The following is a 13,472-nucleotide window of genomic DNA, read 5'->3' on the forward strand; positions in this document are numbered from 1 at the left end:
GATTCGTCCTTATTTAGGGGGGCTATCCTGCCTATTTTTGCCGCGACATGAAAAATAATTTAAAATTCGAGAATAATGAATGCACGATGCCAAAGGTGGTAACGATTCATCATGCATGTGTGCAACCCGGTGCTGCGGGGTTAGAAGAAATTAATATTGACATGACGAATGCCGGACAAGGTCCATGGCAACAATCAAGGTCAAGGTTCCGTATGAACAAAGGACCTATTGAGGTCATGAGAAAATTTGTTAATTTATATGTTAGGATACTCATATTGGGGGGAACCACCCTGCTGACAGTTTCTTGTGCCAACAATGAAAAGAAAACGGATATTGTAGTCAGTTCAGGAAACATCAGTATCCGCTCCCTCCATTTTGTTAACGAAGATAAAATAGTCGATATCGACGCAACAAACAGACAACCGTCCGGAAAACCAGATGAGCGCCCCGACCAGATCGGTGGACAGGCTTCCATATCGAGGTTTGCGCTGGAGTCAACAGTGCCATCTCCGCTAGCGATAGAATCGTCAAAAGAATTTGATTTTGTCACCGAGCTACAAAGCAATGCTGTTCCGAAACTAGGGAATAATGTAATTACTTCAGAGAAAATCTCATTAAATGCGAATGATGTCCCCTTAAATGACGGCATCCGATACCGACTGATTTTTTTTAAAGATGGGGTTACTGCAGCAATTTACAATGAATTACTCCGCACGGGAGAAGCTCCGAACTTAAGAGTCGAGACTGGTGCCAAATACAAGTGGTATGCTATATCGACCCAGGATGTGCATACAGCACCCAATATCGACGCTTTGGGCAATATTGCAGGAGCAGATTTGGCCAATCGTGATTTTATGTTTGCCGCAGGGGAAATGGTAGCACAGCCCGAAGAAAACTATTTAGATATTCTCTTTTTGCGTCAGATGGCTGCCATTGAGGTAACGATAAATACCAGGGGACTGTTTGGGACAATCAAGGAAAATTCCACGATCTCGCTTGGTACTGGGACAGGGAATTCATTTAGCAATGTGATCCAAACAGGTGATTTTAATGTGTTTAAGGGATCTTTCTCAAATTTAAGGGATGTACCACCAATTGGCGCTTCTAGTATGACGATCGTCGACAGCCGTTGGGGGAATGCCGAAAAGGTGGCTCATTTTTATACCGCCAATACCAATGTCCTACCAAGTAATAGTCTTCGTGTGCAGCTGAATGCGCTGCATATCCGTTTGGACGATGAAAACACCCGGAGTTTTGCAGCGAACACCCTAGTACCGATCAGCCACCGCTCGACGTTGAAATTAGCCAAGGGGACACTGTCGAAAACAAATGTTCGGTTAATTGAATCCGGTGTCACTGTCAGCGGACTGGTATGGGCGAGAACCAATCTAGTGTATGATGCGGCCAAGCTTTATGCAAGAGGTTATGTGGAAGGTAATTCCGATGCCTATCGTTTTCGTCCAGACAACAATTATGCATTCCCGAACCTCAATACCGAATACTGGAATTTTGGCACCACCACCCCGAAAGGGCACGACTACCATACTGTGGACCCTTGTAAGCGGGTGTATCCCGAACTGACCTGGCGGTCGCCACTGGAAAATAGCGCTTCTGCGGAAGAGTTTTCGAGACTCGGTCGGAATGCCAACCGCAGAACTGCATCCACCGCTGTTGCCGATGGTTTGAGACAAAGTATGATCTGGAATGGCAGTCAGCGGGTCAATCCGGCCTATCCCGACAATAATCTGATTCTTTCAGATTACGGATACCGTGACTCCGGCGGAGTCCGGCAGCAACGTCTGACGGCAACGTTCAGTAATGGCGGGTCCTTTCGCTATAAAAGTGGTACTTATGATCGCGCAAGCAGCGGGGCCAGAATTTTGTATGCAGAGATCAACAGAGGGAAAATTGAAGATTTCAGTATTCAGCAGGTGAATTTCAGCCAGGGTAACACTATCCGTTGTGTGCGTAATATTATCAATAATTAGCTGCTCACCGAACAAACTTTCACCGCAATGTTATGGCAAGAACGTAAACCAACAAAAGAGACCGAGTGTCTCTTTTGTTGGTTACAGTAGCCACATTTATCTGGTTATTGAATACTTTTGATTGAATTTTCGTTGATTATATATTGGATGAAGCTGTTCAATTTGGCGACTGAAACATCGCCTATTTTATTTAATTTTCTGAGTTCATGGGGTGAATAAAATAGGAGGTCTTCCAAGGTGTTGATGCCATGCCAATTTAATTTTTTAACTAGACTAGGGCCAAGTTTGTTTGCATAATATGCAAGTTCCGTTTTCAGTTCCGCAGATTTGAAGAGCTGAATATCGTGGAAGACTCCGCTGAGGTATTCAAAGATTTTATATTGTGTATGGTAATCAAGTGTATTTAACAAAACAGTTTTCTTGATTTTTTTATGGATGATGTCTATTTTAATCGATGTTGGATTTTTTGGTTTTGCCATAACGTGCAATTTTGAGGATTCAATATGGTGTAAGCTGGTGTCAATCAACTGGGCTCAATATAGTCAATGCGCGCAATAGGATAGTTCATGTGATTATTTATTCAGTATTCATTTTTACAGATTTTTTGTTCCAGATGAGAATTAGTTATCTTTTGTATTGACGCCGCTAAGTAGAAAGACATACCTGCATTATTATCGATTACGATAGCAGAAGGTGATAGATCCATCAGGTAAAGGCATCGTGAAAATGGTAATACGTACTGGAAAAGAAGTATCGATTAGTACTGTTTATCTGTTTTTATGTTGGATTAAAAAAAAAGGACGGCCACATACTGCCATCCCTTTTCACAAATAAACTTAATTGATACTAGATACTCGGGTGATGTATTTGAAAAAGCAATTGAGCTAACCCAGAGCACGCGTATGTGATTGTAAAAGTAGCGCTTTAATTCTGAGGTTTTGTTTACGTATTTATTCAATCGTTTTTTCTGATTATAAAAATATAAACCGGATTATAAAAATATAAATTCCTAAAGCATTGATACCTTCCATAAGTCTTGGTCTAATCTCGATAACGCTAATCCGCTATTCAAAAACGAAATTCGCAAACCAGTGCTGTAGGGACCCGTTCCCAGGTAAGTCTGGCGACATTAGTCATGCAGCTACATTCGGCTGCGGGTACCTTTATCAATCAGAAGCAAATGTCTGATCTTTTTAAAAAGCACAACCTCGAGTTGTTATGGCGGGGATCTATGCATCAGTAAGCGGAAATAGAGGTCAAAAGAGTACAGTTTATTACAGCTGAAAAGGTATATTTACCTTATGGAGTTTGTACTTTCAATCGTTATCGCCACTATTTTTATTTTTTTGGCTTCGTTGCATTTTTTCTGGCTGCTCGGTGGACATTGGGGAATGAACGTTGCTGTTCCGACAGATCTGAATGGCAGAAGGATATTTAATCCCACCCGGGTAGGCACTTTGCTGGTAGTCGTCGGACTATTGATTTTTGCGTTTGTAAATCTATGTGCCATCGGAGTTTTGGATGTTCCGTTAGACGCAAAGTATATCCGCTACGGAATGTCTATGATCAGTGGTATTTTCCTGCTCCGATTTATTGGCGATATGAAGTTTGTCGGCATCTTTAAGAAGTACAGAAAGTCTTCTTTTGCAGTAAGAGATACCTATTTTTATAGCCCATTATGTCTTTTTTTGTCGGTCTCTAATGGCTTTTTGGCGTTTGTATTATGAGAAAAGACAAGTGCTTTTTCTTAAGGTAGTTGGACGTGCAATCGTCTGGCAAATAGCTGGAGGTTGATCGATAACATTATTGGATAAACTACTTTAAGACCTTTTCACATGGTCTTAAAGTAGCCATTCGATTTAGCGAAATTAGTGATTGTCGGTATACAACCAGACCACTTTCTGTTGGGACTCATGCTGTTGGCCGATAATGTCACTATAGAGATCTGGCCTTCGAGCTTTTATGTAACGATATCCACCGGCTTGAATCAGTTTTTCGGGCGTAATGGTGGCTATTGTAAAACTATCTTCAAATGTACAGCATTCAGTCAGAATATCCCCGAAAGGATCTAGGATCATGGAACATCCGTTTTTTAACTGATCGTCATCCATGCCGATGGGGTTTGAAAAAACAACATAGAGCGCATTGTCATAGGCCCGGGCTGGCAGCCATTTCATCAGCCAGCTGCATCCTTTCATTCCGTCAAATTCTAAGCGTAAGCTTGTTGGATCGTTTTCGCGATTTTGCCAAAGCTGCGGATCAACAAAACCTGCGCCAGGTCGGGAAGAAGGGGTACACATGGTTACATGGGGCATAAAGATGATATCGGCACCCAATAATTTTGTTGCGCGCACATTTTCGATGACATTATTATCATAACAGATTAAAATACCACATTTCCAACCGTGAATTTCAAAAATAGTATAGGCTTGCCCTGCTTGCAAATGGGGGTTTATAAAGGGGTGGAGCTTGCGATGCTTTGCAATTAGGCCATTTTTGTCTACACAGATATAAGGTTTGTATAGGTTGTCGTCCTCATCCTTTTCAAACAGGCCCGCGAGGATAGTGATGTCGTATTTAGCGGCTATTGAAATCAGCTTTTGTGTACTTTCACCGTCTGGGACAAGCTCGGCGATCGCAAGCATTTGTTGTTTATTTAAATTTCGGGCAAAGGTATACCCCGTTATGGAGCATTCGTGAAATGCAATTACCTCAGCACCCTGTGCAGCGGCCTCTTGCGCAAGTCGTTCTATAATGGCTAGGTTATAAGCCTTGTCCGCACTCTTGTGCTCAAATTGTGCCGTAGCAATTTTTAAGTTGTCCATATTTCTTGAATTGATCTATAGACAAAGCTACAGGCTAGGCCTTAGCTGAAATTGTATAAACCCGACATTTCAGTAGATGCGTTTTTAAATTCCATAAAGTTGATTGCGAGCCGATTTGTACTATTTAAATATTCCGAAGGTGTGATGCCGGTATATTTTTTAAATGCCCTGATGAGGTGGGACTGATCAAAATATCCACTTTCGTGGCTGATCGTTGTTAAGCTCGTTTCAGCTGATTTGCTGCGTAGCAATTTCAAAAAGGAGTGGAATTGGACAATATTGCCAAATTTTTTTGGGCTCATTCCAACCTGTTCCGCAAATATTCTTTCCATATGCCGTTCGGTGTAACCGCTGTATTGCACAATTTGTCCTACGGTAACCAATCCCCTTTGCGCTGTGATATGTTGCAGAATTGCAGGGAGTGGTCCCCGATTTGGATACTTCTGCCGGACGGCATATGCATAAAAGAAGGTATTTAATGCATGTACTTTTTCAGTTGAGGACTTCGCGCGTATCAGGCTGTCATATAGTCTGATAACAGATGGTCCAAATACATCTTGCGTAACAATAATTTGATCTTTTAGTGCATGGGCAGCGATACCGAGTAACTTATAGAGCCCGTCGGGTTGGAAGACAATAATAACAAATGAAGTCTGTGTCAGCAGGGCGAGATCTTGGAAATGACTGATCTGACCATACAAAAATGAAGCGGGGAGCTGCTGACTTTCGTTGATGGACAGGTGGCCTTCATTAAGAAGAAAGACCATTCCAGTGTTCCCATCGGAAAATAACCGCAGTTTTTTATGCTGATTACTACCACTTTCCAAAAAAAGATAGTGCTTGATGTAGGGCGATAAAATTTCTGGAGGAAATAGCTGCATGATCTGATCGGTAATTGACTGCACTCAAATGTACATATTTTCGCAAGCTTTTCTTTACCAATTTACTCAATTTTTAGTGGAAGAAAAGATAGTTGAAAATAAAGTCTACTAATATTGTAGATTTTATTTTATGTTTACTATATTTGTTTTATCAACCTAGGAGATAAGCTTGCCTTTCTTACAAGCCACATCTTCCGCACGTAATGATCACAATGTTTAACTTAATTCATTATTTATGAACTGCAAATTTTATCTTAACCCTTCCCAATCGAGCGCAAGTCTGCGCAACTGTAAATCCTTTTGTTCTGATTTCAATAAGCGAATGTGTAGCTGCGGTTAAAGGAAAGTATTTCTTTCCATAAAAGCAGCTTTTCTGACAAGTAATCAATTGGCGTTGGCACTTGTAAATATTCACTGTTAAAATTTTACCTATGAAAAATAGCGTATGGAAGTACGCCGTGGCGATTTTTTTGTCACATGGTTTGCTATTGCCTGCATTTTCGCAGCAATCTGAGCCACTTATTAACGCGACCTTAAAAGGTATTGTATTGGATTCGATTACCAATCGACCTATTGAAGGCGTTACCATAAAGCTCGAAGGTGTTACCCATCAAGTAAAGACCGATGCGTCGGGAAGATTTCAGTTTGTCACGGGGCAAAGACTTCCGTTGACATTCTCAACTTCATTTTTGGGATACAAGGGTCGAAAGATAACCGCACGGGAGGCACAGATTCAGATCTTGCTTCAACCTAGCGTTTCTGATCTGGATGAAGTGGTCGTCGTAGGCTACGGTGTACAAAAGCGAAGAAATGTAACGGGAGCAGTTGCCAAGATAGACGCTGCCGAAGTCAACAAAATTCCGGTAGCAAGTTTTGATGCCCAGTTGCAGGGCAAGCTTTCCGGTGTGCAGGTTTCCACCAACTCGGGTGTCCCCGGCGAAAGTATCTTCCTGCGGGTTCGCGGAACGACATCCATCAATTCCAGTAGCGATCCCCTGTATATTATTGATGGCGTATTCTTAAATAATACTTCCCTCCAAAATATCGGGCTTGGTGGACGGACCAGTTCGCCACTTACGGATATCAACCCAGCAGATATCGAGTCTATTGAAGTACTGAAGGATGCTTCTGCAACCGCGATTTATGGCTCCCGGGGTGCCAATGGTGTCATCATCATTACCACAAAAAAAGGGAGCTATGGTAGCCGTACCAAAATCGACCTCAACCTGCAGGGGGGCTGGGCCGAAGCCAATAAATCCTTGTTGCCAAAATTGGCGACAGGTCCCGAAACGGCGACCCTCGCCAACGAGTGGTGGATAAACTCCGGATTGGACAATCCGGCATTGAAACAGACTTTCGCCAACAGGCCTTATCGTCCAGTTTCGGAAGGGGGGAAAGGAAATCCTGAAGATCAGCCTACCTATGATCGCCTTGGTTTCCTGTTGCGTCATGGGAAGCTGCAGGATTATAACATCGGTATCCAGGGGGGCGGCGACAAATCGAGGTTTTATATTGGCGCTGGCTACACGGGACAGGAAGCTTTTATTAAGGTCATCGACTTCTCCCGTACCAATCTCAAGTTTAATTTCGACCATCAGATCAGTAATCGTGTCAAGATCGGCCTAACAAATAATTTTTCCAGAACCTACCGCAATCAGGCACGTACAGGTGATGGTCCTCAGGTAAGTCTTTTCAATTCGGCCATTTCTTCGGCAACGAATGTTCCGATATTCAATACCGATGGATCACTCAATGGTACCGATAATACCTATACACTGGTGGACAACTACGATGTCAATACCACAAGTCTGCGTTATGTAGGAAGTGCTTTTGCGGAAATTGATCTTGTGAAGGGACTGAAATTCAAATCCAGTTTTAGTGCCGACTATAACCTATACGATGAATCACAATACTGGAACAGTAAAACCAGTATCGGTATCGCGAATAACAATCAGGCGACCTCGGGAATATCGAGAAATGCTACCTGGATAAACGAACAAACCCTGACGTACCAGAATACCTTCGGCAAACATAGCCTGAATGCTATTTTGGGAAACACCTTGCAGAGCAACGTACTTGATTACAAATACCTGGAGGGGAATGGTTTTGCCAATGATTCCTTTAAACAGATATCATCCGCTGCAAATATCATTGCATCCGACAATTGGACTAAATATACGATTGCTTCCTTTTTTGGAAGAGTAGGCTACAGCTATGCGGATCGGTATTTTGCAGAGGCAACCCTGCGGGCAGATGGCTCGTCCAAGTTCGGTACGAACAACCGATGGGGCTATTTTCCGGCTTTTTCGGTAGGCTGGCGGATTAGCCAAGAAGCCTTTTTGGTCGAACAAACCTGGTTAAACGACCTGAAAATTAGGGCTTCTTATGGATTGACGGGCAATCAGGCTGGAATCAGCAACTTCGCCGCCAGAGGTCTTTGGTCGGGCAATGAAAAATATGCCGACAGCTATGGCAAGGTGTTGCCAAGTACAGGTCCTTTCCAGTTGGGGAACGAAAATTTGCGCTGGGAGAAAACAGCGCAGGCAGATCTTGGGCTGGATGTGGCGCTATTCAAAAACCGCCTGTCCATTACCGTAGATCTTTATCATAAATATACCTCCGATCTACTCCTCGAACGACCTATTGTCGGCAGTTCTGGTTTTTCAAAATACTGGGCCAATGTGGGTGAGATCAGCAACAAAGGCTATGAGGTGTTGATCAACTCGCTCAACGTGAAAACAAAAGACTTTGCCTGGAATACAAGTTTTAACATTTCGGGAAATACGAATAAAATCGAAAAACTGCCCACGCAGATCACCCAGTATACCCGCGATTGGGTGATCCTGAAAGAAGGTTATTCGCTCAACTCATTCTGGCTTTACGAACAGCTGTCGGTCGATCCACAGACCGGAAAAGCTGTGTTTGACGGACAGCTGAGCGATGGTTCTTTGCCTACTTCGGCACGTAAAGTTTTTCGGAATGCTTATCCCAAGTTTTATGGGGGGATAGGCAATACCTTTACCTATAAAAACTTTGACCTGGGTGTAGACTTTAGTTTCCAATATGGTAACTATGCCGTTAACCTTAACCGCTACTTCAGGGAGCGTAATCCGAGCAGCGGTGGCGTATTTCAAAATGTGCTGAACAGATGGCAACAGCCCGGTGATATTACCGATGTGCCCCGCCTGACATCCGAAGGGCTCAACTATACCATCGATGCCAATAGCCGCTATCTGGAGGACGCTTCATTTTTAAAGCTCAGACAGCTGTCTTTTGGTTATAAATTGCCGAAAGAGCTGGTCGAGCGGGCAAAATTGACTGCTGCACGTATCTATTTTGTAGGGTCTAATCTCTTTGTGTGGAGCAAATACACCGGTGATCCTGAATCGAATGTGACCAGTAATCCAAACGCACAGGGGATAGGATCGTTCGGAACGCCACCACAACCGCGTACCTTTCAACTCGGTCTCAATGTCACCCTGTAAACGTTAACCTTAATCTGTAAAGCTCATGAAAAAAATTACATATTTCCTTTTTCCGCTTCTTGTCTTACAACTCAGTAGCTGCAGCTCGTTTTTGGAGGTGGAGCCCAAGAATTCAGTGTCTGATGAAGTGACCATCGTCGACGGGAGTTCTGCAGCAACAGCCGTGCGCGGTATTTACTCGGCACTTCGGTCCAACGATTACTATGGCTATAGTTTTCAGCTGCTAGGATTCTTTTCGGCAGACAACATCGTGTATCGGGGTAGCCAAACTGTCCATCAGACCTTGACCAATCATACGGTAAAATCTGATCTCGCTGTGCTGGCTACGTCATGGAACCAGATTTATGCCACTATCAACAGGGCCAACCATGTGATCACCAAAGTGCCTAACCTGGCGCTTACGACCACTTTTACTGAGGCCTACCGAAACCAGCTTGTTGGGGAGGCCTATTTCGTGCGTGCATTGGCCTATTTTGATCTGGCCAGAACCTGGGGTGGTGTACAGATCGTGTTGCAGCCGACCACTTCGGCCAGCAGCCTACCGCAGGTAAAAAGAAGCTCCTTGACTGACACCTACGCGCAGGTGTTGCAGGACCTGCAAAAGGCCGAACAGCTATTGCCCAATGAAACTAATCGCATCCGAGCGACCAAGAAGACTGCACGAGCGCTGCTGGCAAGATTCTACCTTTATCAGAAAAACTGGTCTGAAGCGATAAAATATGCCTCGTATATTATTGATGATAATACCAATTATAGTTTGGTGAGCCCATATCGCTCGTTTTATGCCAACAATACCTCCAATACCAAAGAATCGGTCTTTGAATTGGTCTATGATATCAACAATACCAGCGGTCAGGCAAGTCAATGGTTGTCGGGTAATAATGGGGGAACTGCCTGGATCAGACCTTCGCAGGCCATCTACGACCTGCTGGTAGATCCTGCTGTTGGTGGGGATCGTACGGCATTGGTATCCAAGACCTCTTCGTCCACAGATCCGAATATCCTGATCGGCAATCTGTATTACCGAACAGACCGTACCGATCCCGTTTTTTTGATCCGTACGGCCGAGCTCTACCTCATCCGCGCCGAAGCATTGGCGCAGCGGAATGGATCTGGCGATCTGACAGCGGCTTTGGCCGACTTAAATGCCATACGCTTACGCGCCAACATTAAACCCTTGCAAGGTCTCGGAGCGGCAGCGCTCCTGCAGGCCGTGGAAGATGAAAATCGCGTTGAATTTGCCCTGGAAAACCATCGTTGGTACGATCTGTTGCGGACAGGACGCGCGCAACAGGTGCTCAATATTTCCTCTGTGAATAGGCTACTGCTGCCTATACCGTACGCTCAGGTTTCGATAGACCCGGATCTACAGCAAAATCCAGGTTTGGATTGATCGGATGACTCACGTGTTTTTTTCCATTAAATCGTATTGAAATGACAACATTTGCAGACTCTCATTTTTTTAAGCGCTATCGCTCAGCTATTTTATACATCGGCCTGATCTTCTTTTTGATACTCAGTATCCCATACGACCCTAATCTTTTTACGGGGAGTTCATTTGCGGACCTGTTTTCATTGGAGAACTGGTTTGGATTGGCGACTTACCGCACTTCTTTTGTCGCCGAAAGCCCTTTCGTCGGTAGCGATGTGCGCGGATACTACAACTGGGCAATTGCCCTGGCGCTCGCACTCTTGCTATTTTGGGCCTTTGGCCGTAAAATCCGGCAGACTTTTAAGGCCGATGACGATCGTGTATTTTACTGGCTCCGCGTACTGTTGCGTTATCGTTTAGCATTGGCCATTATTTTTATAGGCCTTGTCAAAATCGTCCCTATACAACTTCCGGAGCCGACTATTAGCGAATTGCATACCGAATACGGTGATTTCCTGCTCTGGAAGCTCTATTATCTTACAAACGGTATTTCAACTGCTGGATATCTGCCTGTAATTGGCGCGCTGGAGATCTTTGGCGGACTATTTTTACTGAACCGACGCACGGCAATCATCGGTTCGGGATTACTCATCGCTTTATTGCTCAATGTTGTTATCGTCAACTATGTGTACGAAATCGGTGAACAGGTGTATAGTTCCTTTTTACTATTGCTTGCGGTCGTTATTTTCTTGTACGACTGGCCCCGTTTTTATCAGCTCCTGATCAAAAAGGCAGCGACTGTTCCCGATGGTTTTTGGCCTGTCTATGGCCGCAGGCTTGCTGGAATCCGCCCTTATCTGCAGGTCTTGTTCCTGCTGCTGATCGCTGTATTTAGCGTGCAGGCTTACCTGAGCTGGAAGAATTCCGATTACCCATTCCCCGATGAAAAGGGATTAGAAGGAGCAGCAGGCGTATACAATGTAAAAGACTTCGTCTGGAAAGGCGATACTATTCCGTATTCGCTGAGCGATACATTGCGATGGAAGGATGTCGTATTTGAAAAATGGAATACGCTCAGCATCCGTGGAAACCGTTCTGTAAAGGTCGATAGTCTCAAACCACGTATCGCTTTCAACCGCGAGCGTAACTACGAATACCTTGGTAATGGTGGCCGCGAATTCTTTGGCTATACGAGCAAGCAGGGAACTGATAAGCGCACAACCACAATCAAACTTACCGGAAAAGTGAGTAAAGGTCACACTTTTGCTTTTGTGGTCAATCGCCCAGACAAGCGTACGCTGATCCTTGATGGTATCAACCAGCTGGGCGACTCATTGCATGTACGGCTGGAGAAAGTGAACAAGAAATATCTGTTGCAGGAAGGCCGCAGAAAACCGATCCGTATTTATTAACGATTCAAATTTAGACTAAGTTTATGGCAACCATTCAATATTTGGAAAGCATTCCTACCAGCCAGCAGGAGCAGGGTTGGAAGTACTGGGAGAAAGTAGGATTTAGATTCACCTTTATTTTCTTTATCCTGATGGTGGTACCGCTGGATGGGGACTGGTACGAAAAAGTATTTAAACCAGAATCATTATATGATTGGATGGCAACGATCGCCGGTGGGGCGCGCACAGGTTGGATAGAAATAGACAGCGAAAGTGGCAAATGGGGTTTCGCATCGTATACGTCTTGGTGGCTCAATGGCCTGATAGCGGTGCTGGGTGCTTCCATCTGGACGATATTGGCCCGAAATAGTAAGGTGCAGCGCTATGATGCGCTGTACTATTGGTTGCGGGTATTGGTACGCTACCGCATTGCACTGGGGCTGATCGCTTTCGGATTTATCAAGTTCTTTCCCATGCAGATGCCATTTCCATCCCTTGCCAATCTGAATACCGATATCGGTGAATATGCCCCCTTTAAGTTGTATTGGCAAATCGTCGGTGTATCCTATAAATATGAGATCTTTTTAGGCTTTTTGGAGATAGCGGCGGGAAGCCTGCTCTTCTTTCGACCCACGGTCGTCATAGGAGCCATTATCAATGCTGGAGTCCTCTTTAACATTGCCCACGCCAATATTGCCTACGATGGAGCAGTTCATGTATACAGCTCATATTTTGTATTGCTTTCCCTTTTTCTATTGCTGCAGTATCTGCCTGCAATCTGGAAGCTTTTTATCCGGCGCGAACCAGTAAGTACCTATTACTATGTGCCCAAGTTTGTCAGGAAGTGGAATAAGCCATTTTACTTTGGCCTAAAGGCGACCATTGTGATCCTGTTTATTTTCGTTTACGGCTTTTATCGCTATGAGCGATTCTATGATGAAGGGCGTCTAAAAGAACCTGTACTTCCTGGGCTAGCAAAAGCTGCAGGACATTATGAGGTTTCGAGTTTTCTTTTGAATGGAAAGTCTCAGGCTTATTCACCTGCCGATTCAGTACGTTGGCATGAGGCCTTTTTCGAACGTTATTCGACCTTGGTCTACAAAGTCAATAAAGCCAATTCGATCGATCTTGGCAATGGTACCCCGGCTTTAAATGATGTGCTCAAAACTTACGAGTTTACAGGCCGGGCCGGAGGGAAGAACTACCTCTACTATGAAATAGACTCGACAGAACACGCATTGTATCTGATCGATAAAAATCAGAAATTCAGTAAGGAACAACGTAAGAAACTAGATGAAAAACTAGATGTGGGACTGAAAGCCCTGTATGGAAAAGCGCAGGGCGATAGCCTCCATGTGCTGAAATGGGCTTACGAACGACCAACAGCCGAACAGATCAAACTCAAGGGGCTGGATGCCAGTGGCAATAACCTCGAAATTACCCTCAATCGCGTTAAAGAATCCTATCTCACCGGTAAGGAATGGTATATGAAAAATACACTCTTTACTTACTAATTGTCTAAAAAATGAA

Annotated in this window: 9 protein-coding genes; 6 read left to right on the plus strand and 3 right to left on the minus strand. The window is 44.2% G+C overall.

The genetic code is table 11. The features are described from left to right. Nucleotides 1–47: 47 nt before the first annotated feature. On the plus strand, nucleotides 48–1,988 hold the full coding sequence (locus ACLCDV_RS11380; protein ID WP_411973754.1) for a hypothetical protein: 1,941 nt from the start codon (nucleotides 48–50) through the stop codon (nucleotides 1,986–1,988). Nucleotides 1,989–2,092: 104 nt separating this feature from the next. On the opposite strand, the gene ACLCDV_RS11385 is transcribed toward ACLCDV_RS11380, so the two are convergent. Continuing rightward, nucleotides 2,093–2,467, minus strand: a complete 375-nt coding sequence (locus tag ACLCDV_RS11385) for a hypothetical protein (RefSeq protein ID WP_343570536.1) — start codon at nucleotides 2,465–2,467, stop codon at nucleotides 2,093–2,095. Between the two features lie 822 nt (nucleotides 2,468–3,289). Between ACLCDV_RS11385 and ACLCDV_RS11390 the strand changes: the two genes are divergently transcribed. Beyond that, a complete protein-coding gene (locus ACLCDV_RS11390; RefSeq protein ID WP_411973755.1) occupies nucleotides 3,290–3,715 on the plus strand; it encodes a DUF3995 domain-containing protein in 426 nt (141 codons plus the stop codon). A 141-nt stretch (nucleotides 3,716–3,856) separates the two neighbouring features. Here the strand turns inward: ACLCDV_RS11390 and ACLCDV_RS11395 are convergent, their stop codons facing one another. Together ACLCDV_RS11395 and ACLCDV_RS11400 are read right to left on the minus strand one after the other, a co-directional pair. Next, complete coding sequence (locus ACLCDV_RS11395; protein ID WP_411973756.1) at nucleotides 3,857–4,813, minus strand: nitrilase family protein; 957 nt, start codon at nucleotides 4,811–4,813, stop codon at nucleotides 3,857–3,859. A 41-nt stretch (nucleotides 4,814–4,854) separates the two neighbouring features. After that, on the minus strand, nucleotides 4,855–5,718 hold the full coding sequence (locus tag ACLCDV_RS11400; RefSeq protein WP_411973757.1) for a DUF6597 domain-containing transcriptional factor: 864 nt from the start codon (nucleotides 5,716–5,718) through the stop codon (nucleotides 4,855–4,857). A gap of 407 nt (nucleotides 5,719–6,125) precedes the next feature. Between ACLCDV_RS11400 and ACLCDV_RS11405 the strand changes: the two genes are divergently transcribed. Genes ACLCDV_RS11405 through ACLCDV_RS11420 form a run of 4 tightly spaced genes read left to right on the plus strand, consistent with a single transcriptional unit; the run spans nucleotide 6,126 to nucleotide 13,456 of the window. Then, nucleotides 6,126–9,179, plus strand: a complete 3,054-nt coding sequence (locus ACLCDV_RS11405; protein WP_411973758.1) for a SusC/RagA family TonB-linked outer membrane protein — start codon at nucleotides 6,126–6,128, stop codon at nucleotides 9,177–9,179. A gap of 25 nt (nucleotides 9,180–9,204) precedes the next feature. Beyond that, nucleotides 9,205–10,572 carry a RagB/SusD family nutrient uptake outer membrane protein gene (locus tag ACLCDV_RS11410; RefSeq protein WP_411973759.1) on the plus strand — a complete coding sequence of 456 codons (1,368 nt, stop codon included), beginning with the start codon at nucleotides 9,205–9,207 and terminating at the stop codon, nucleotides 10,570–10,572. A 41-nt stretch (nucleotides 10,573–10,613) separates the two neighbouring features. Further along, entirely contained in the window at nucleotides 10,614–11,963 is a 1,350-nt protein-coding gene (locus tag ACLCDV_RS11415; protein ID WP_411973760.1) for a beta-carotene 15,15'-monooxygenase, read from the plus strand. Between the two features lie 23 nt (nucleotides 11,964–11,986). Beyond that, nucleotides 11,987–13,456 (plus strand): hypothetical protein, encoded by a 1,470-nt coding sequence (locus tag ACLCDV_RS11420; protein WP_411973761.1) that lies wholly within the window; start codon nucleotides 11,987–11,989, stop codon nucleotides 13,454–13,456. Nucleotides 13,457–13,472 lie beyond the last annotated feature (16 nt).

It is taken from the genome of Sphingobacterium sp. Lzh-3, from assembly GCF_046764375.1.
Classification (GTDB): Bacteria; Bacteroidota; Bacteroidia; order Sphingobacteriales; family Sphingobacteriaceae; genus Sphingobacterium.

What these genes read in the sequence shown, in the direction of transcription:
- ACLCDV_RS11380 (WP_411973754.1), top strand. Translation starts at nt 48, where the DNA reads ATGAAAAATAATTTAAAATTCGAGAATAATGAATGCACGATGCCAAAG.
- ACLCDV_RS11385 (WP_343570536.1), bottom strand. Translation starts at nt 2,467, where the DNA reads ATGGCAAAACCAAAAAATCCAACATCGATTAAAATAGACATCATCCAT.
- ACLCDV_RS11390 (WP_411973755.1), top strand. Translation starts at nt 3,290, where the DNA reads ATGGAGTTTGTACTTTCAATCGTTATCGCCACTATTTTTATTTTTTTG.
- ACLCDV_RS11395 (WP_411973756.1), bottom strand. Translation starts at nt 4,813, where the DNA reads ATGGACAACTTAAAAATTGCTACGGCACAATTTGAGCACAAGAGTGCG.
- ACLCDV_RS11405 (WP_411973758.1), top strand. Translation starts at nt 6,126, where the DNA reads ATGAAAAATAGCGTATGGAAGTACGCCGTGGCGATTTTTTTGTCACAT.
- ACLCDV_RS11410 (WP_411973759.1), top strand. Translation starts at nt 9,205, where the DNA reads ATGAAAAAAATTACATATTTCCTTTTTCCGCTTCTTGTCTTACAACTC.
- ACLCDV_RS11415 (WP_411973760.1), top strand. Translation starts at nt 10,614, where the DNA reads ATGACAACATTTGCAGACTCTCATTTTTTTAAGCGCTATCGCTCAGCT.
- ACLCDV_RS11420 (WP_411973761.1), top strand. Translation starts at nt 11,987, where the DNA reads ATGGCAACCATTCAATATTTGGAAAGCATTCCTACCAGCCAGCAGGAG.